The organism is Trabulsiella odontotermitis, assembly GCF_030053895.1.
Taxonomy (GTDB): Bacteria; Pseudomonadota; Gammaproteobacteria; order Enterobacterales; family Enterobacteriaceae; genus Trabulsiella; species Trabulsiella odontotermitis_C.
In genome coordinates this window covers 589,655-608,448 of the sequence record NZ_CP125781.1, presented here as the reverse complement: position 1 = coordinate 608,448, position 18,794 = coordinate 589,655, and the positions used below count along the sequence as shown (strand labels likewise).

The window sequence follows — 18,794 nt, the reverse complement described above, 5'->3', positions numbered from 1 at the left end:
CGGCGGCCATTTGGTGTATGTTCTGAATTATTCAACAATTCAAACCGGTAAAGCGATGAGACGTATTGAAGTAGTGTTGCGGGAACTGGAGCGACTTACGCGCACCCTCGACGTCAGTGATTTGCAACAGGAAGTGGCTTTCACGGCAGAAAGCATCGGGTTTAACCTCGGGCTGGCGCGTAACTCAGTCAGTAAAGAGCTTAACCAGCTGTGCAATGACGGTCTGGCGGTGAAAACCCGCGGTCGCCCGGTGTTCTTTTTGCATCGCCAGGCGCTGGAAGATGTGCTCGGCAGAAGGTTATCCGCAACGGAGCGGGAGTTACCGTCGGTATCAGCGCTGTTGCCGCACACTGACGAACAGGATGACGATCCCTTCACTGCGCTGGTCGGCCACGACCGAAGCCTGCGTGATGCCGTAGAAAAAGGCAAAGCCGCCGTGCTCTACCCGCAAGGGCTGCATGTGCTGCTTACCGGGCCGTCCGGCGTCGGCAAAACGTTTTTTGCCGAGCTGATGCACCGTTACGCCTGCGAGCACACCACCGGTAGCCTGCCGCCGCTGATCTATTTCAACTGCGCCGAATACGCTAACAACCCGGAACTGCTCTCCTCGCATCTCTTTGGTCATCGTCAGGGGGCGTTTACCGGCGCCACCAGCGATAAAACCGGCTTAGTCGAACAGGCTGATGGCGGCTATCTGCTGCTCGATGAAGTGCATCGCCTGCCTTATGAAGGTCAGGAAAAACTCTTCTCGCTGCTGGATAAGGGCGAGTACCGCCCGCTGGGCTCCAGCGCCAGCGCCCGCAAGATTTCCTTACGTCTGATTTGCGCCACCACCGAACCGGTGAATTCATCGCTGCTGCGCACTTTCCAGCGTCGGTTGCAGGTCAGTATTGATCTGCCCGGCATTCGCGACCGTTCCGTGGAAGAGCAGGTAGAACTGATCGTTGGTTTTCTGCAACGCGAAAGCCGCAAGATCGAACGCACAATTGGCATCGATAAAACGCTGCTGCTGTGGCTGCTCAACAAACCGCTGGAAGGCAATATCGGCCAGCTCAAAAGCGACATTCAGTTTCTCTGCGCCCAGGCCTGGGCCTCGGAAATGGCGACGCACAGCGACACGTTATGGCTCGATAAAAAACTGGTCGACGCGCCGTTTAATGCCACGCCGGAACAGCGATTGCTGGTGGATGCGCTGTTCAGTGGTCGCGCGCAACTGAACATTGACGCCCGCACGCTGCCGCAACTGAAAAGCTCGCTCTCGCCGGGCAGTGATCCGCAGGAAAGCGATCTGTTTTACAGCTTCCTGACCCGCGAATACGTCAATCTGCGTAACAGCAACGTGCCGCCCGCCGAGACGCTGGCGATCCTGAAAAACAAGCTGAGTTCGATTTTTGAATACGGCCTCTACAGCCGCGACAGCGGCACTAACCCGCCGCGCTATGGCGATCAATTTGAAGAGCGCGTGACACTGTTGATCGGCTGCGTGGAGCAGGTACTGGGCTTTGCTCTGCCGGAAAACCTGGTCAACCCGTTGCGAAAACATTTTCTGGCGTTGATCGGTTACGTCCAGCGCGGGCTGATCCCTCAGCTTTACTCTTCCAGCCTGATCCTTGATCGCTGCAAAGACGAGTATGAAAACGCGACCCTGCTGTGTCGCAAAATCAATGAACTGCTGCATATCCAGTGCCCGGCGACGGAAGTCGTCTGGCTGTGCCTGTTCCTGAAGGAGTGCCGCCACTATCGCCAGCGTATCAGCGACAGCCCGGACTGCGGCGCGATCCTGATCGCTCACGGCGCGACGACCGCCACCAGCATGGCGCAGTACGCCAACCGCGTGCTGGAACGCGAGCTGTTCAGCGCCATCGACATGCCTTTCGAGCAGTCGGTACACGATACACTGGAAAAGCTGACGCAGATGATCCGCGCCCGCGACTGGCAGCGGTTGATCCTGATGGTCGATATCGGATCACTGGTGCATTTCGGCAGTACTGTCAGCAAATTGTTCCAGATAGACGTGTTGCTGATGCCCAATATCAGCCTGACCAGCCTGCTGGAGATCGGGCTTGATCTGAACTACGAAACCCGTGACTTGCCGCAACTGACCGAGCTGATGCAGAACAAAGGCATTCCGTGCCAGCTCTGTACGCCGCAGCAGGAAAACGTCGGTAACGTGCTGGTGGTCTCCTGCATCACCGGCATGGGTACTGCCGAGAAAATCAAAAAAGTGCTGGAAGAGAGTTTCGGCGAGCTGATGTCGCAGGATACGCGAATGGTGATCCTCGACTACAACGAGGTGCGCAGCCCGGAACGTGTACAACAGGCGCTGAATCCGCACGAGCGACTGGCGGGCATCGTCGGGACTTTTCAGCCAGGCCTGCCGGATATCCCGTTTATTTCGCTGGAAGAGCTTTTCTCTGAACAGGGGCCGGAGCTGGTGCTGAGCCTGCTGACGCCGGATCTGTCCAGCGCTGAGCGGCGTCTTGAAATGGAGCGCAGCGCGTCGCGCTTTATCAGCGCGCTGACTATGGAGAGCATCATCAACCACATTTCGGTGCTCAACCCACAGCGCATTCTGAGAGAAATGGAAGGCGTGCTGAGCCAGTTACGCACCACACTTGCCATCAAACCAAGCCGTCAGGTGACACTACGTTTCCTGATCCACTGCTGTTGCATGGTCGAGCGTATCGTCATTAACCGCAAACCGTTACAGATGGCACTGGAAATGAAGCCCGAAATGGACGCACGGGCGTTTAGTGGCATCAAATCGGCATTTCAGCCGGTGGAAGAGGCCTATGCCATCCGCCTTTCTGATGCGGAATACGTTTATATTTACGAACTGCTGTTCGGCTGAATCACTGTCATACCGCCGGGTCGCGCCCTGCCGCCCGGTTCTTCTCCCCTTCCCTTTCCTCGCGTGACACTAACTCTGGCACAACGCTTGCTCTTATTCCGGGTGTAAACGAAACCGCGCCAGGAGGCCATTTTGACACCCACTACATCTACTCCGTCCCTGTCCCAAATTCTGCTGCTGACGCATGGCGGCTGGGGGCAGCAGCTATGCAACAGTCTGCGCATGGTGATGGGCGAAATCGAAGGCGTGAAGGAGGTAGCGCTGATGCCGGTCGACACGCTGGGGGAGTATTACCAGCGCGTGGAAGCGGTCGTGAAAACGCTGCCCGAAGGCTCGCTGATCCTGACTGATTTTATTGGTGGCACCACCTCCAACGTGGCGGCACGGCTGAGTGCGGATTATCCGGTGGCGGTGATTTCCGGGCTTAACGCCACCCTGTTGCTGGAAGCGCTCGACAAGCGCGAGCACGGACAGTTATCCGACTGCGTCGCGGCGCTGGTGGATGCCGGGCGCAGCAGTTGTCGCGATGTCGTCGCCCATGTTCGTCAATTACAACAACCCTAAACACCACAACAAGGAAAACATTATGGCAAACATCGTCTTATGCCGTATCGACAGCCGCCTTATCCACGGTCAGGTGGTCACAAAGTGGGTCGGCCAGTCTCAGGCGAACCGCATTGTGGTGGTCAGCGATGAACTGGATGCCGATCCGTTTATGAAGAACATCTACCTGATGGCGGCACCGCCGAACATCAAAGTGGATTGCTATGGCAACGACAGTTTCGCGGCAACGTGGAAAGAGAACCGGCTGGGTGATGGCAACGTACTGGTGCTGTTCCCGTCACTGGCCGCGATTCAACAGGTAGTACAGAACGGTTTTGACGTCGGCACCATTCAGGTGGGCGGACTGGGCGGCGGGCCAAACCGCAAAGCCGTCTTCCAGAACATCACCCTGGATGAGAAAGACGTGGGCATTCTCAAAGATTTGAAAAGTCGTGGAATTCAGGTGTTTTTCCAGACGATCCCGGAAGATAAACCGCAATCGCTGGACGATATTCTGAAAAAATTCTAACCCTCTAAAATGAGAGAATATTATGGACACTTTGCTTTTTGCGAGCCTGATGGGGTTGTATTACTGGTTCGCCCGTTTACGCCTGGGCTACACCTTCTCAGCGATGCTTCTCCAGCCGGTAGTGGTGGCGGTGTTCGTTGGTCTGCTGCTCGGCAATATGCAGACCGCGATGATCATCGGCGCCGGGATGCAACTGGTTTACCTCGGGGTCACCTCCACACCTGGCGGTAACGTGCCTTCCGACCCGGCGCTGGCAGCCTGTATCTCCATTCCGATTGCCGTTCAGGCGGGCATGGAGCCCAACATGGCGATTGCGCTGGCGATTCCGTTTGGCGTGATTGGCGTGTTCCTCGACCAGCTTCGCCGCACGCTGAACGCCGCCTGGGTTCACATGGCGGACAAGCATGCCGAAACCGCGAACATGGCAGGGATCATGCGCTGCGCCTTTATCTACCCGGCGCTACTGGGCCTGGTACTGCGCTTCCCGGTGGTGTTCGCCGCCAACTATTACGGCCAGAGCGTGGTCGAGAAATTCCTCAAACTGATGCCGCAGTGGCTCACCCACTCGTTTGAAATTATGGGCGGGATCCTGCCGGCGCTGGGCTTCGCGATCACCATCATGGTTATCGGTAAACGCAGCCTGCTGCCGTGGTTTATCGGCGGATTCTTCGCGGTGCTCTACCTCAAGGTAGACATCATGGCGATGGCGATTTTCGGCACCTGCGTGGCTTTCCTGATCAAAGGCCTGGCGAAAAATGAAGGAGCAGCATGATGAGCAGCGACGTAATGCAGCATGAACTTGTTGAGCGTGCGCGCGAAAGCCACGCGCTGACGAAAGCGGACATCACCAAAGCCTGGTTTATTTACTGGCTGGGGGCGGAAGTGTCCAACTCCTATGAACGTTTGCAGAGCCTGATTTTCTGCGCCTCGATGACGCCGATTATCAAAAAACTCTATCCGCAAAAAGAAGAACAGGTTGAAGCCCTCAAGCGCCACCTGAACTTCTTCAACTCGGAGCAAACTTTCGGGGCGGTGATCCAGGGGATCTCCATCGCCATGGAAGAGCAAAAAACCCGGGGCGAGCCGATCAGCGACGCGTCGATCACCGGGATAAAAACCGGGTTGATGGGGCCGCTGGCCGGGATGGGTGACTCGATCGTCTGGGCGGCGGTGATGCCGCTGTTGATCGCCATTTTCATTCCGTTCGCCGCAAGCGGTAGCGCCTTCGGCGGGATCGCGCCACTGATCCTCTACCCGGCGGTGACGCTGGCGATAAGCTACGGATTGATCCACAAAGGCTACACGCTGGGACGTGACTCCATCGTCGGGCTGCTACAGGGCGGGAGGATAAAAGAGCTTATCTACGGCGCAAACGTGCTCGGCCTCATCATGATGGGTGCGCTGTCGGCAAGCTACGTGAAGATCACCACGCCGCTGAAAATCAGTGCCCTGAAAGGCTCGGAAGTGGTGGTTCAACAGATCCTCGACTCCATCGCCCCCGGTCTGCTGCCGCTGGCGGCGGTGTTTGCCATCTACTTCTATCTGGTGAAAAAAGGGCCGCGCTACACCACGATCCTGCTGTCGATTGTGGCGATAAGCGTCGCCTGCTCGCTGCTGGGAGTGTTGTAAGTCATGAGCCAGAATATCTACCAGCAACTGGGGCTGAAACGGGTGATTAATGCCTGCGGTAAGATGACAATCCTTGGCGTCTCCAGTGTGGCGTCCGGGGTGATGCAGGCCACCGCTGAAGCGGCTGGCGCATTCGTTGAAATCGACAAACTGGTGGATTGTGCGGGAGAGCGAGTCTCCCGCCACACCGGCGCAGAAGACAGCTACGTCACCTCCTGCGCCTCTGCGGGTATCGCCATCGCCGTTGCCGCCGCCATTACCCAGGGCGAACCCGACCGCGTGGCGCAAATGCCGGACAGCAGTGGTCTGGCGAACGAAATCCTGATGCTGCGGGGCCATATCGTGGATTACGGCGCGCCGATCACCAGCGCCATTCGCCTCGGCGGCGGTCGCGTGGTGGAAGTGGGCGCCAGTAATCTTGCCGCCCGCTGGCAACTGGAACGCGCCGTCAGCGAGCGCACCGCGGCGCTGCTGTTTGTGAAATCACACCACTGCGTGCAGAAAGGGATGCTGACCATCAATGATTTCGTGCAGGTCGCGCGAGCGCACAACCTGCCGCTGATCGTCGATGCCGCCGCCGAAGAAGATTTACGCCACTGGGTCGCCAGCGGCGCCGATATGGTGATTTACAGCGGAGCAAAAGCGTTTAACGCGCCGACTTCCGGGTTTATCACCGGCAAACAACGGTGGATTAACGCCTGCAAAGCGCAGCATCACGGCATTGCCCGCGCCATGAAAATCGGCAAAGAGAATATGGTCGGGCTGCTGTTCGCCCTCGACCGTTATCACCTGACGCCGCAAGGTCCCACCGAAGCGCAACTGCGCCCCGTCGCGGAGGCGATTTCCGCCCTGCGCGGCATGCAGGCGGATATCGAACAGGACGAAGCCGGACGGGCGATCTGGCGTGTCCGCATCCGTATCTCACAAAACGAACTCGGGCTGGATGCCCGCGCGGTCGAAGCACAACTGCGGGAAGGCGAGATTGCGATTTATACCCGCCGTTATTTCCTGCACGAAGGGGTTTTCAGTATCGACCCACGCACGCTTGCGCCTGGCGAAATGGACATTATCGTCGCGCGGCTGAAGGAGATTGCTCAACATGCAACACATTAATTTTTATCGTCAACGTGTGGCGATAAATGTGCTGGCAAAAGATATCGCCAACGCCCGGGAAATCTATGACGCCGCGGAAGGTCATGCGGTGATCGGCGTCCTTTCGGCGCAGTTTGCCACGCCTGAGGACGGGATTCACGAAGTACAACGCTGGATGGACGCCATCCCGTCCATTTCTGTCGGACTGGGCGCGGGCGATCCGGCGCAGTTTTATAAAGCGGCGATGATTGCCGCCCGCGTCCACCCGGCGCACGTCAACCAGACCTTTACCGGTTGCGGGTTCGCCGCCGGTGCGCTGGCGGCCACTGGCGGTATTACCACGCGGATCAACGCACTGGTGAGTCCCACTGGCGTGCCTGGCGAGGTGATAGTTTCCACCGGCGTCAGCAGCAGCCAGGGAAGCCCGGCGCGCGTCTCCTGCGATGCCGCCGTGCGCATGATGGTGGATATGGGCGCCCATGCGGCGAAATTTTTCCCGATGGGGGGTGAAAAATCGTTGCCGGAACTGAAAGCGCTGACGGCAGCGGCGGTGAATAATGGCATGACGCTGATCGAGCCGACGGGCGGCATCGACCTTGATAATTTCGGCATTATTCTGCAAACCTGTCTGGAGGCGGGGATCGCGCAGGCGATGCCGCATGTTTACAGTTCCATCATCGATCCCAACACCGGCAATACCCGCCCGGAAGATGTGGCGCAGTTGCTGACCATTATCAAATCGCTGGTGTAGCCCGTTTCTCAGGCAGCCCGCAGGGGCTGCTTTTTCTATCATAATGAGTTCAGGAATGCTCAATATGATATTCATCGCATTGCTGTTTTCCGCCTTCTCCCCCTCTTTTGGCGGACATTTTTTAAGCGCATCACAAATTAACGTCTCATCCACGCGCTCACACGTTTCTGGCGTACTTCTTGCCTCTTTCTCAGATGCTTAAAAGATCACAAGGGGAATATTATGGATGAGCGGGAAGCGACTGCTACCGGCGAGTCGTGTCTGCGTGTGGATGCGATCGCCAAAGTGACCGGACGCGCACGATATACAGATGATTACGTCATGGCAGGGATGTGTTACGCAAAGTATGTGCGCAGCCCCATCGCCCACGGCTACGCCAGCCAGATAGACAGCACCGAAGCCCGTTCCCTTCCCGGCGTGCTGGCGGTGTTCACCTGGGAAGACGTCCCTGAGCTGCCTTTCCCGACGGCAGGTCACGCCTGGACGTTAGATCCTGAAAAACGGGATATCGCCGATCGTTATCTGTTAACCCGCCATGTGCGCCATCACGGCGACGCTGTCGCTATTGTGGTGGCCCGTGACGAACTGACCGCCGAACGTGCTGCGCATAAGGTGAAAGTGGAATGGGAAACACTGCCGGTGATCACCACGCCCGAAGCGGCGATGGCCGCAGGCGCGGTGGCGATCCACGACGGTGGCAACGTGCTGAAATCGAGCGAGATCAGCGCCAACGACCCCCAGGCCGCGATTGCCGCTGCGGAATACCAGTTTCAGAACCATTTTCAGACGCCCGTCGTGCAGCACTGCCATATGGAAGGCGTCACCAGTTTCGCGTGGATGGAAGAAGATCAGCGCATCACCATCGTCTCCAGTACGCAAATCCCGCACCTTGTGCGGCGCATTGTCGCTCAGGCGCTGGGCATGTCGTGGTCAGCGATCCGCGTCATTAAACCCTATGTCGGCGGCGGTTTCGGCAACAAGCAGGACGTGCTGGAAGAGCCGATGGCGGCGTTCCTGACCTCCCGGCTCGGTGGTATTCCGGTTAAAGTGTCGCTCAGCCGTGAAGAGTGTTTTATGGCAACCCGCACCCGCCATGCGTTTACCATTGATGCGCAACTGGGCATTGAGCGCGACGGCACACTGAAAGGCTACTGCATGGATGTGCTTTCTAACACCGGCGCCTATGCCTCGCACGGCCACTCCATCGCCGCGGCGGGCGGCAATAAAATCACCTATCTCTACCCGCGCAGCGCTTTTGGCTATCGCGCCACCACCTGCTACACCAACCTGCCGACCGCCGGGGCGATGCGCGGCTACGGCGCGCCGCAGCTCATTTTTGCGCTGGAATCGCTGCTCGACGATGCCGCCACCGCGCTGAAACTCGATCCGCTTGATATTCGCCTGCGCAATGCCGCGCAGGAAGGCGATATTAATCCGGTCAATAAGAAAACCATCTACAGCGCCGGGCTGCCGGAATGCCTGCGCAAAGGCCGCGAATTGTTTGAGTGGGATAAACGGCGGGCAGACTGCGCCGCAGAACGCGGTAATCTGCGACGCGGTGTGGGCGTCGCCTGCTTTAGTTATGGCTCCAACACCTGGCCGGTCGGTGTGGAAATTGCCGGGGCGAGGGTGCTGCTGAATCAGGACGGGTTTATTCACGTGCAGAGCGGCGCGACGGAAATCGGCCAGGGCGCCGATACCGTCTTCAGCCAGATGGTGGCGGAAACCATTGGCGTGCCGGTAAACCAGGTGCGTGTGATTTCCGTGCAGGACACTGACGTAACGCCGTTTGACCCGGGCGCGTTTGGCTCCCGCCAGAGCTATGTCGCTGCCCCGGCGCTACGCGAAGCCGCGCGCCAGTTGCGGGAGAAAATTATTCTTCATGCTGCGGAAATGCTGCATCAGTCGGCGCTGAACCTGACGTTACGCCACGGCATGATTGCGATGACGGAACGCCCGGAGATGCCGCTGATTTCCGTCGCGGAAGTGGCGATGGACGCGTTCTATCACCCGGAACGCGGCGCGCAGCTCACCGCGGAAGCCTCCGTCAAAACGATCACCAACCCGCCCGCGTTCGGCTGCACCTTTGTTGATCTCACGGTGGACGTGGCGCTGTGCAAAATCACCATTAACCGCATTCTTAACGTCCATGATTCAGGCCGCATTCTGAATCCGCTGCTGGCGGAAGGTCAGGTGCATGGCGGCATGGGCATGGGCATTGGCTGGGCGGTGTTTGAAGAGATGATCATCGACGAAACCAGCGGTCTGGTGCGCAACCCGAATCTGCTGGATTACAAAATGCCCACCATGATGGATCTGCCGACGCTGGAAAGCGCCTTTGTCGACAGTTGCGAGCCACAGTCCGCCTACGGGCATAAATCGCTGGGCGAACCGCCGCTGATTTCCGTTGCCGCCGCCATTCGTAATGCGGTGCTGATGGCGACGGGTGTCGGGATCAACACCCTGCCGCTCACGCCGAAACGCCTGTTTACCGAGTTTCGTCAGGCCGGATTGATTAAAGGATAATCGCTATGTTTGATATTGAAACGTACCACCGCGCCGCGAATCTGCAGGATGCCGTCACCCTCACCGCTACCCATCCCGATGCCCGGCTCCTCGCGGGTGGCACGGATATACTTATTCAGCTTCACCATCTGAACGACAAATACCGCCACGTGGTCGACATTCACGGGCTGGATGAACTGCGCGGCATTACCCGCAACGACCACGGCGACATTCGCATTGGCTCCGGCACGACATTTACCGAGCTGATTGAAAGCCCGCTGATCCAGCAATATCTGCCGTCGCTGGCGGCGGCCGCCGCGTCAATTGCCGGGCCGCAAATCCGTAATGTCGCCACCTACGGCGGCAATATCTGTAACGGCGCCACCAGCGCGGATTCCGCCACGCCATCACTTATCTACGACGCCTCGCTGGAGATTATTTCAACGCAGGGGACACGCTTTACCCCGGTGCGCGGCTTCCACACCGGGCCGGGCAAAGTGGCGTTGTCGCCAGGCGAAATCGCCGTCGCTTTTCATTTTCCGGCGCAACCCACGACGGGTACCGGCAGCGCCCATTTTAAATACGCGATGCGCGATGCGATGGATATCGCCACGATTGGCTGCGCGGCCTGGTGCCACATTGCCGATGGCGTTTTCCGCGAACTGCGGCTGGCCTTTGGCGTCGCGGCCCCGACGCCGATCCGCTGCGAACATGCTGAACTCGCCGCACAGAATGCGCCCGTCAACGCACAAACGCTGAGCGCGGTCTGTGAAGCGCTGCAGCAGGATGTTTCTCCGCGCTCGTCGTGGCGCGCAGCGAAAGATTTCCGTTTACACCTGATCAAAACCATGGCGCAGCGCGTGATAAGCGACGCAGTGGCCCACGCGGGAGGCGTATTATGAATCATACATCTTGGGTGACCGTGGAATGCGCCATTAACGGCGCGCCGTATCAGTTCACGCTGTCTCCGGCAACGCCGTTGTCAGAGCTGCTGCGTTCGCATGGGCTACTCAGCGTCAAACAGGGCTGCTGTGTGGGTGAATGCGGTGCCTGTACTGTGCTGGTGGACGGTATCGCGGTGGACAGTTGTCTCTACCTGGCCGCCTGGATTGACGGTAAGCAGATCCGCACGCTGGAGGGGGAAGCCGTGGGCGGGAAACTGTCGCGGGTGCAGGAGGCATTCACCCAATCTGGCGCCGTGCAGTGCGGCTTTTGCACGCCGGGCCTGGTGATGACCACCACCGCGCTGCTGGCTAAACCTCACGTTAAGCCCTTCACAGTGCAGGAAATTCGCCGTGGACTGGCGGGAAACCTGTGCCGCTGCACCGGGTATCAGATGATTGTTGAGACCGTTCAGGCCTGCGAAGAAGAGCAATAGAGAAAACCGGGCAGGTGCAAACCACACACCTGCCCGATCCTCAGGCGCTCATTAGCTCGTACTTCTTTATTTTGCGATACAGCGTGGCGATGCCGATCCCCAGTTCATCCGCCGCCTGTTTTTTATTGCTGTAGCGGGACAACGCCTCGCGGATCATCTGTTTTTCCATCTCTTCCAGCGGCGTAACGCCCTCTTCCTCTTTCTGGTTGTAGAGCACGGTCACGCTTGCTGTCTCCTGTTCGGGCAGCTTGCCGCTATTCACCAGGTTTGGCGGCAGGAAGGAGAGATCAATAACCTCGCCGGACGGCACCACGTTCACCAGATACTCAATCAGATTGCTCAGCTCGCGCAGGTTGCCCGGCCAGCGATAACGCTTGAGCAGCGCGATCACTTCCGGCGCGATGCCCGGATAAACCAGATCCAGCCGCCGGGTGTGCAGATGAAGGAAATAGTGGATCAGCAGTTCGATATCTTCCTGACGCTCGCGCAGCGGCGGCAACCGCAAAGGAATGACGTTCAGGCGATAGTAGAGATCTTCACGAAATTTGCCGTCGGCAATGAACTGCTCGAGGTTCTGGTTGGTGGCGGAAATAATACGGATATCTACGGCTATCGGGTTGCTGGACCCCACCGGCTGGATCTCACGCGCTTCGATAGCGCGTAGCAGTTTGGCCTGCAAGGTGAGTGGCATATCGCCGATTTCATCGAGAAACAGCGTGCCGTGATTGGCGGCCTGCACCAGGCCGGTTTTACCGTTGGCCGACGCGCCGGTAAACGCGCCTTTCACATAACCAAACAGTTCGCTTTCCAGTAACTGTTCCGGGATGGCGGCGCAGTTAATGGCGATAAAGGGTTTTGCTTTGCGGTCACTCAGTTTGTGAATGGCTCTCGCCACCACCTCTTTCCCCGTTCCGCTTTCGCCGACGATCAGCACACTGGAGGGGCTGGGGGCGATGCGGCTAATCAGGTTTTTCAGGATCCGCATCGGCCGGCATTCACCAACCAGGTGTTCAATTTGCGGTTCGTCCTGGACCGGCGCCAGCGTGGACGAGGAATGTGACTGATGAAAGGCCATTAAAAACAGCTGCTGATCCTGGATTGTATGCAGCTGACCAATAATCAGCTCGCTATTATCATCAAATGACACCACATGCTGCATATGGCCGCTGGTAAAATTACGTTCAAAGGTCAGAGGGCGAAAATGAACATTTTTGCCAAGAATATTCGCCTGTGTCACGCCAAGCACCTTTAATGCCGCCTGATTGACCATTTTCACCTGATTATCCTGGCCTACCACCAGCACGCCCTGATCCATATTTTCAATCATGGTGAGAAATACTTTGCGGATATTATCGTTACCGCTTTGGTCATCAAGAAGTCGCGATACAAATATTGACGAAACATGACGAACATAATCAGAAAACGCATGAAGATTATCAGTAATACGTTCCTGTTGTTCATGAGTCACGGCGATGAGACTAATCACCCCGACGCAGGTGTCCTGATAAATCACCGGCGTGCCGAGGAACGCTTTCTCTTTACAGTTATCTTTGTTGACGCACCCTTCGCAAAGCGGATCAAACCGCGAGTGCGTTACCACTTTTTCTTTCTTCGTTTCAAGAACATAACGAAGCAAACGCGAATCCGCATTCAGTTTACGCCCGATCGATTTGCCATACGCGCCAGTACCGGCAACGCGGCACAGCGCTTCGTCAACAATCTCGACGTCCAGCTGCAATACACTGGAAAGCATTCGGGCAAAGCGCTGGATGGTGGGCTGGATCTGCATCAGAACTGATAATGTGTTTGAGGGCATCATAGCGTAACCTTTAATATCAATAACTGACTGATATTTATAGAAGTGCGATAATTGTATTTTTATGATTCCATGATACTAACTTAGCGCCGGACAATATTGATAAAGATGCCCCTTCTTTATCATTCGTTGATAAAAATATGGAAGAAGCATCACATTTTCATATCAATATGAGAATCTTCCCGCCGTTTTTATCAATTTGGCGGAATTTATAGAATTTACCAATTTTATTTCTGCAACTATTCAAAAAACGAACTTATGCCTGAAAAAAGCCAAACGTTTTCGTTCACGAAATATAAAACACAGACCGATTTTTTTGTGATGCGCGTCGCATAAACAGCCTCGATTAATCCCCGAAAAGCCCGATTCCAGGGAACTGGCACACTTATTGTTAAGCAGTGAATATCGCTGGCAGTCGCTTCCTGGAACGTCCGTTCTTCGACTGTGCAGCCACATTGTCATTACGCCAGTCATTCACTACCAGGACTTTACGATGAAAACAGTTAACGAGCTGATTAAGGATATCAACACACGCAACTCCCACCTGCATGAGAAAGACTTTCTCCTGACGTGGGAACAAACCCCGGATGAACTGAAGCAGGTACTGGATGTCGCGGCGGCTTTAAAAACGCTGCGGGCCGAGAACATTGCGACCAAAGTGTTCAACAGCGGCCTGGGCATTTCCGTCTTCCGTGATAACTCCACCCGCACCCGCTTCTCTTACGCCTCGGCACTGAACCTGTTAGGTCTGGCGCAGCAGGATCTCGACGAAGGGAAATCGCAGATCGCCCACGGCGAAACGGTGCGTGAAACCGCCAACATGATCTCCTTCTGTGCTGATGCCATCGGGATCCGCGATGATATGTTCCTCGGTGCCGGTAACGCCTATATGCGCGAAGTGGGCGCCGCGCTCGATGATGGCTTCAAGCATGGCGTGCTGCCGCAGCGCCCGGCACTGATCAACCTGCAATGCGACATCGACCACCCGACGCAGTCAATGGCCGACCTCGCCTGGCTGCGTGAGCATTTTGGCTCGCTGGAAAACCTGAAAGGCAAGAAAATCGCCATGACCTGGGCGTACTCTCCCAGCTACGGCAAACCGCTCTCCGTACCGCAGGGGATCATCGGCCTGATGACGCGCTTCGGCATGGACGTCACGCTGGCGCATCCGGAAGGCTATGACCTGATCCCGGACGTCATTGAAGTGGCGAAAAATAACGCCAAAGCCTCCGGCGGCAGCTTCACCCAGGTCACTAACATGGCCGACGCGTTCAAAGATGCCGACATCGTCTACCCGAAATCCTGGGCGCCTTACAAGGTGATGGAAAAACGCACCGAACTGCTGCGCGCCAGCGATCACGATGGCCTGAAAACGCTGGAAAAAGCCTGCCTGGCGCAGAACGCCAACCACAAAGACTGGCATTGCACCGAAGAGATGATGAAGCTGACCCGCAACGGCAATGCGCTCTACATGCACTGTCTGCCAGCGGATATCACCGGCGTGTCCTGTGCCGAAGGGGAAGTAACCGAAGCCGTGTTCGAGAAATACCGCATCGCCACTTATAAAGAAGCGAGCTGGAAGCCGTACATCATCGCCGCCATGATCCTCGCCCGTAAATATGCCCGACCGGGCGTTCTGCTGGACCAGTTGCTCAAGGAAGCGCAAGCGCGCCTCAAATAACACGTCAGGCCGGCCTGCGGGTCGGCCTGCAACTCACTGTTATGCAGGATAAGGACAGAATATGTCTGCTTTCTCTCTCAAAATTGATATTGCCGACAATCGCTATTTTAACGGCGAGACGTCACCGCTCTTTTCGCGCAGGCAAGCGCAACAGGCGCGGCATTTCCACCAGAAAATTACCGGCTATCAGCCGACACCGCTGTACGCGCTGAAAGAGCTGTCAGCACTGCTGGGCATAAAAAATATTCTCGTCAAAGACGAGTCGCAACGCTTTGGTCTTAATGCTTTCAAGATGCTTGGCGGCTCTTACGCGATCGCGCGGTTGTTATGTGAAAAATACCAGTTAAACATCAACGATTTTTCCTTCGACACGATCAAAACCACGATCAAAGAAAAGATGACCTTCGCCACCACCACTGACGGTAACCATGGTCGTGGCGTGGCATGGGCGGCCAAACAGCTCGGGCAGAACGCCGTGGTGTACATGCCGAAAGGCTCGGCGCAGGAACGAGTCGAGGCGATCCTGAAACTCGGCGCCGAATGCATCGTGACTGACATGAACTACGACGACACCGTGCGCTACACCATGAAAGTGGCACAGGAGAACGGCTGGGAAGTGGTGCAGGACACGGCCTGGGAAGGTTACACCAAAATTCCGACCTGGATTATGCAAGGCTACGCCACCCTCGCTGACGAAGCAGTGGAACAGCTAACGTCAATGGGCATCAGCCGCCCTACCCACGTCTTCCTGCAGGCCGGCGTCGGCGCGATGGCAGGCGGCGTGCTGGGTTATCTGGTGGATGTCTACGGCGCCAGCAATCTCCACTCTGTCGTCGTGGAGCCGGAGCTGGCCAACTGCCTCTACCGTTCTGGCGTGAAGGGGCAAATCGTTAACGTCGGCGGCGACATGGCCACCATCATGGCCGGTCTGGCCTGTGGCGAACCAAACCCGCTCGGCTGGGAAGTTCTGCGCAATTGCGCGACGCAGTTTATCTCCTGCCAGGACGCCGTGGCGGCGCTCGGAATGCGCGTGCTCGGCAACCCGCTGGGCCACGACCCCCGGGTGATTTCCGGTGAGTCCGGCGCCGTGGGTACTGGCATTCTCGCCGCCGTGCATTACCACCCGCAGCGCGACGCCCTGATGCAAAAACTGAAGCTGGATCGCGACTCCGTGGTGCTGGTGATCAGCACCGAAGGCGATACCGACGCGAAACATTATCGGGAAGTGGTCTGGGAAGGCAAACACCCGGCAACGCGTTAATCCCATCCCATTTAAACATATTCGCCCCGCCAGACGGGGCAGAAAGGACTGGAGAAATTACCGATGGCTAAGCACATTCCATTCAAACTGATTCTGGAAAAAGCAAATCACTATCAGGAAGACATGACCCGTTTTTTACGCGACATGATCGCCATTCCCAGCGAAAGCTGCGATGAAAAGCGCGTGATTCACCGCATCAAAGAAGAGATGGAAAAAGTCGGCTTCGATAAAGTGGTTATCGATCCGATGGGCAACATTTTAGGCTATGTCGGCCATGGTCCACGCCTGGTGGCGATGGACGCGCACATCGATACCGTGGGGATCGGCAACATCAAAAACTGGAATTTCGATCCCTACGAAGGGATGGAAACCGACGAGCTGATCGGCGGACGCGGCGCCTCTGACCAGGAAGGCGGGATGGCCTCCATGGTGTACGCCGGGAAGATCATCAAAGATCTGGGGCTGGAGGATGAATACACCCTGCTGGTGACCGGTACCGTGCAGGAAGAAGACTGCGACGGCCTGTGCTGGCAGTACATCATTGAACAGTCCGGCATTCGCCCGGAGTTTGTCGTCAGTACCGAACCGACCGACTGCCAGATTTACCGCGGCCAGCGCGGACGCATGGAGATCCGCATCGACGTACAGGGCGTCAGCTGTCACGGATCTGCACCGGAACGCGGTGATAACGCCATCTTCAAAATGGGCCCGATCCTGGGTGATCTGCAGGAACTTTCCGCGCGCCTTGGTTATGACGAATTCCTCGGCAAGGGCACGCTGACTGTCTCCGAAATTTTCTTCACTTCACCGAGCCGTTGCGCCGTCGCCGACAGTTGCGCGGTCTCCATCGACCGTCGTCTGACCTGGGGCGAAACCTGGGAAGGCGCACTGGAAGAGATCCGCGCGCTGCCAGCCGTGAAGAAAGCGAACGCCGTGGTATCGATGTACAACTATGACCGTCCGTCCTGGACCGGCCTGGTTTATCCAACAGAGTGCTATTTCCCGACCTGGAAAGTCGAAGAAGATCACTTCACCGTCAGAGCGCTGAGCAATGCCTATGAAGGGCTGTTTGGCCAGTCACCGGTGGTTGATAAGTGGACCTTCTCCACCAATGGCGTCTCCATCATGGGCCGCCACGGCATTCCGGTTATCGGCTTTGGCCCGGGCAAAGAGCCGGAAGCCCACGCGCCGAACGAGAAAACCTGGAAAGCACATCTGGTGACCTGCGCCGCGATGTATGCCGCCATCCCACTGAGCTGGCTGGCAACAGAGTAATCATCACCTGTTATGTCTCCCGCCACTGTCCTGGCGGGAGGCTGGAGTTTGCAGCTATGCGTGTACTGATTAAAAACGGAACGGTTGTTAACGCGGACGGAAAAGCGAAACAGGATCTGCTCATCGAAAGCGGCATCATTCGCCAGATTGCCGACCACATTTCGCCTGAACTCCCCTGCGACGTGATCGATGCCGACGGCTGCTATGTGATGCCAGGCGGTGTCGATGTACATACCCATTTCAATATTGATACCGGCATGGCCCGCAGCTGTGATGATTTTTTTACCGGCACCCGCGCCGCCGCGTGTGGCGGTACAACAACCATTATTGACCACATGGGGTTTGGCCCCGCCGGATGCAAACTGCACCATCAGCTGGAGGTGTATCACGGTTATGCCGCGCACAAAGCGGTAATTGACTACAGCTTCCACGGCGTGATCCAGCATATCAACCACGCCATTCTGGATGAGATCCCGATGATGGTAGAAGCCGGGATCAGCAGCTTTAAGCTCTACCTGACCTACCAGTACAAACTGAATGATGACGAGGTGCTGCAGGCATTACGGCGCCTTCATCAGGCGGGCGCGCTGACCACCGTTCACCCTGAAAATGACGCAGTGATCCACCGCAAACGCCTCGAATTTCTCGCCGCCGGGAAAACCGCGCCGAAGTATCACGCCCTGAGTCGCCCGGAAGAGTGCGAAGCAGAAGCCATCGCGCGCATGATCAACCTGGCGAAACTGTCCGGCGACGCACCGCTGTATATCGTCCATCTGTCTAACGGGCTGGGGCTGGATTACCTGCGTCTGGCGCAGGCGCGTCACCAGCCGGTGTGGGTGGAAACCTGCCCGCAATACCTGTTGCTGGACGACCGCTGCTACGACCGCGAAGATGCGCTGAATTATCTTCTCAGCCCGCCGCTGCGCAATGCGCGTAACAACGACGCACTCTGGTGTGGCATCAGCGACGGCGCGGTGGATGTCGTGGCTACCGACCACTGCACGTTCTCGCATGCGCAGCGTCAGCAACTGTCCGGCGGTGATTTCAGCCGCTGCCCGAACGGGTTACCTGGCGTGGAAAACCGCCTGCTGTTGATGTTCTCCCACGGCGTGATGAGTGGCCGTATTTCGCCCGAACGTTTTGTGGCGCTGACCAGTGCCACGCCAGCGAAGCTATTTGGTCTGTGGCCGCAAAAAGGGCTGCTGGCACCAGGCGCCGATGGCGACATTGTGATTATCGATCCGCGCCAGCGCACCACTATTCGCCACGCTGACCTGCACGACAACGCGGACTACTCCCCGTGGGAAGGTTTTGCCTGTCAGGGTGCCGTCCGGCAAACGCTCTCCCACGGCAGAGTCATTTACAACGACGGCGTCTTTACCGGCGTTGCCGGACAGGGTCGCTTCCTGCGCCGCAAACCGTTTAGCGCACCAACATCACCCGTGGACGGGAGCGTTTCCCTGCCGGGTCAATAACCATCAAG

General features: G+C 57.1%; 15 protein-coding genes. 14 read left to right on the top strand and 1 reads right to left on the bottom strand.

Annotated features, from left to right (window positions below; genetic code table 11):
• The first annotated feature begins 55 nt into the window (after window positions 1-55).
• The 10 genes from dagR (at window position 56) to xdhC (ending at window position 11,278) form a co-directional block, all read left to right on the top strand.
• Window positions 56-2,851: a transcriptional regulator DagR gene (dagR, locus tag QMG90_RS02955; RefSeq protein ID WP_283282649.1), complete on the top strand. Its 2,796-nt coding sequence runs from the start codon at window positions 56-58 to the stop codon at window positions 2,849-2,851.
• A gap of 159 nt (window positions 2,852-3,010) precedes the next feature.
• Window positions 3,011-3,415, top strand: coding sequence for a PTS sugar transporter subunit IIA (locus tag QMG90_RS02950; protein ID WP_283283871.1), 405 nt, complete (start codon window positions 3,011-3,013; stop codon window positions 3,413-3,415).
• 22 nt (window positions 3,416-3,437) lie between these two features.
• Window positions 3,438-3,923, top strand: a complete 486-nt coding sequence (locus tag QMG90_RS02945) for a PTS sugar transporter subunit IIB (RefSeq protein ID WP_038162670.1) — start codon at window positions 3,438-3,440, stop codon at window positions 3,921-3,923.
• Between the two features lie 22 nt (window positions 3,924-3,945).
• Entirely contained in the window at window positions 3,946-4,695 is a 750-nt protein-coding gene (locus tag QMG90_RS02940; RefSeq protein ID WP_038162668.1) for a PTS mannose/fructose/sorbose/N-acetylgalactosamine transporter subunit IIC, read from the top strand.
• Entirely contained in the window at window positions 4,692-5,552 is an 861-nt protein-coding gene (locus QMG90_RS02935) for a PTS system mannose/fructose/sorbose family transporter subunit IID (RefSeq protein WP_161804017.1), read from the top strand. Before QMG90_RS02940 ends, QMG90_RS02935 begins: the two co-directional genes overlap by 4 nt.
• A 3-nt stretch (window positions 5,553-5,555) precedes the next feature.
• A complete protein-coding gene (dgaE, locus tag QMG90_RS02930; RefSeq protein WP_283282648.1) occupies window positions 5,556-6,665 on the top strand; it encodes a D-glucosaminate-6-phosphate ammonia lyase in 1,110 nt (369 codons plus the stop codon).
• Window positions 6,652-7,395: a 2-dehydro-3-deoxy-phosphogluconate aldolase gene (gene dagF, locus QMG90_RS02925; RefSeq protein ID WP_283282647.1), complete on the top strand. Its 744-nt coding sequence runs from the start codon at window positions 6,652-6,654 to the stop codon at window positions 7,393-7,395. The genes dgaE and dagF overlap by 14 nt, the downstream gene beginning before the upstream one ends.
• A 222-nt stretch (window positions 7,396-7,617) precedes the next feature.
• On the top strand, window positions 7,618-9,921 hold the full coding sequence (gene xdhA, locus QMG90_RS02920) for a xanthine dehydrogenase molybdenum-binding subunit XdhA (RefSeq protein ID WP_283282646.1): 2,304 nt from the start codon (window positions 7,618-7,620) through the stop codon (window positions 9,919-9,921).
• 5 nt (window positions 9,922-9,926) lie between these two features.
• Complete coding sequence (xdhB, locus tag QMG90_RS02915) at window positions 9,927-10,802, top strand: xanthine dehydrogenase FAD-binding subunit XdhB (RefSeq protein WP_283282645.1); 876 nt, start codon at window positions 9,927-9,929, stop codon at window positions 10,800-10,802.
• Entirely contained in the window at window positions 10,799-11,278 is a 480-nt protein-coding gene (gene xdhC, locus QMG90_RS02910; protein WP_283282644.1) for a xanthine dehydrogenase iron sulfur-binding subunit XdhC, read from the top strand. The genes xdhB and xdhC overlap by 4 nt, the downstream gene beginning before the upstream one ends.
• Before the next feature lie 40 nt (window positions 11,279-11,318).
• Here xdhC and QMG90_RS02905 read toward each other — a convergent pair whose 3' ends face one another.
• On the bottom strand, window positions 11,319-13,097 hold the full coding sequence (locus tag QMG90_RS02905; RefSeq protein WP_283282643.1) for a sigma-54 interaction domain-containing protein: 1,779 nt from the start codon (window positions 13,095-13,097) through the stop codon (window positions 11,319-11,321).
• 490 nt (window positions 13,098-13,587) lie between these two features.
• Here QMG90_RS02905 and ygeW point away from each other — a divergent pair, with 490 nt between their 5' ends.
• The 4 genes from ygeW (at window position 13,588) to hydA (ending at window position 18,786) form a co-directional block, all read left to right on the top strand.
• Window positions 13,588-14,775, top strand: coding sequence for a knotted carbamoyltransferase YgeW (gene ygeW, locus QMG90_RS02900; RefSeq protein WP_283282642.1), 1,188 nt, complete (start codon window positions 13,588-13,590; stop codon window positions 14,773-14,775).
• Between the two features lie 61 nt (window positions 14,776-14,836).
• Window positions 14,837-16,036, top strand: a complete 1,200-nt coding sequence (gene dpaL / locus QMG90_RS02895; protein WP_283282641.1) for a diaminopropionate ammonia-lyase — start codon at window positions 14,837-14,839, stop codon at window positions 16,034-16,036.
• Between the two features lie 63 nt (window positions 16,037-16,099).
• Entirely contained in the window at window positions 16,100-17,311 is a 1,212-nt protein-coding gene (locus tag QMG90_RS02890) for a YgeY family selenium metabolism-linked hydrolase (RefSeq protein WP_283282640.1), read from the top strand.
• A gap of 56 nt (window positions 17,312-17,367) precedes the next feature.
• A complete protein-coding gene (gene hydA / locus QMG90_RS02885; protein ID WP_283282639.1) occupies window positions 17,368-18,786 on the top strand; it encodes a dihydropyrimidinase in 1,419 nt (472 codons plus the stop codon).
• Window positions 18,787-18,794 lie beyond the last annotated feature (8 nt).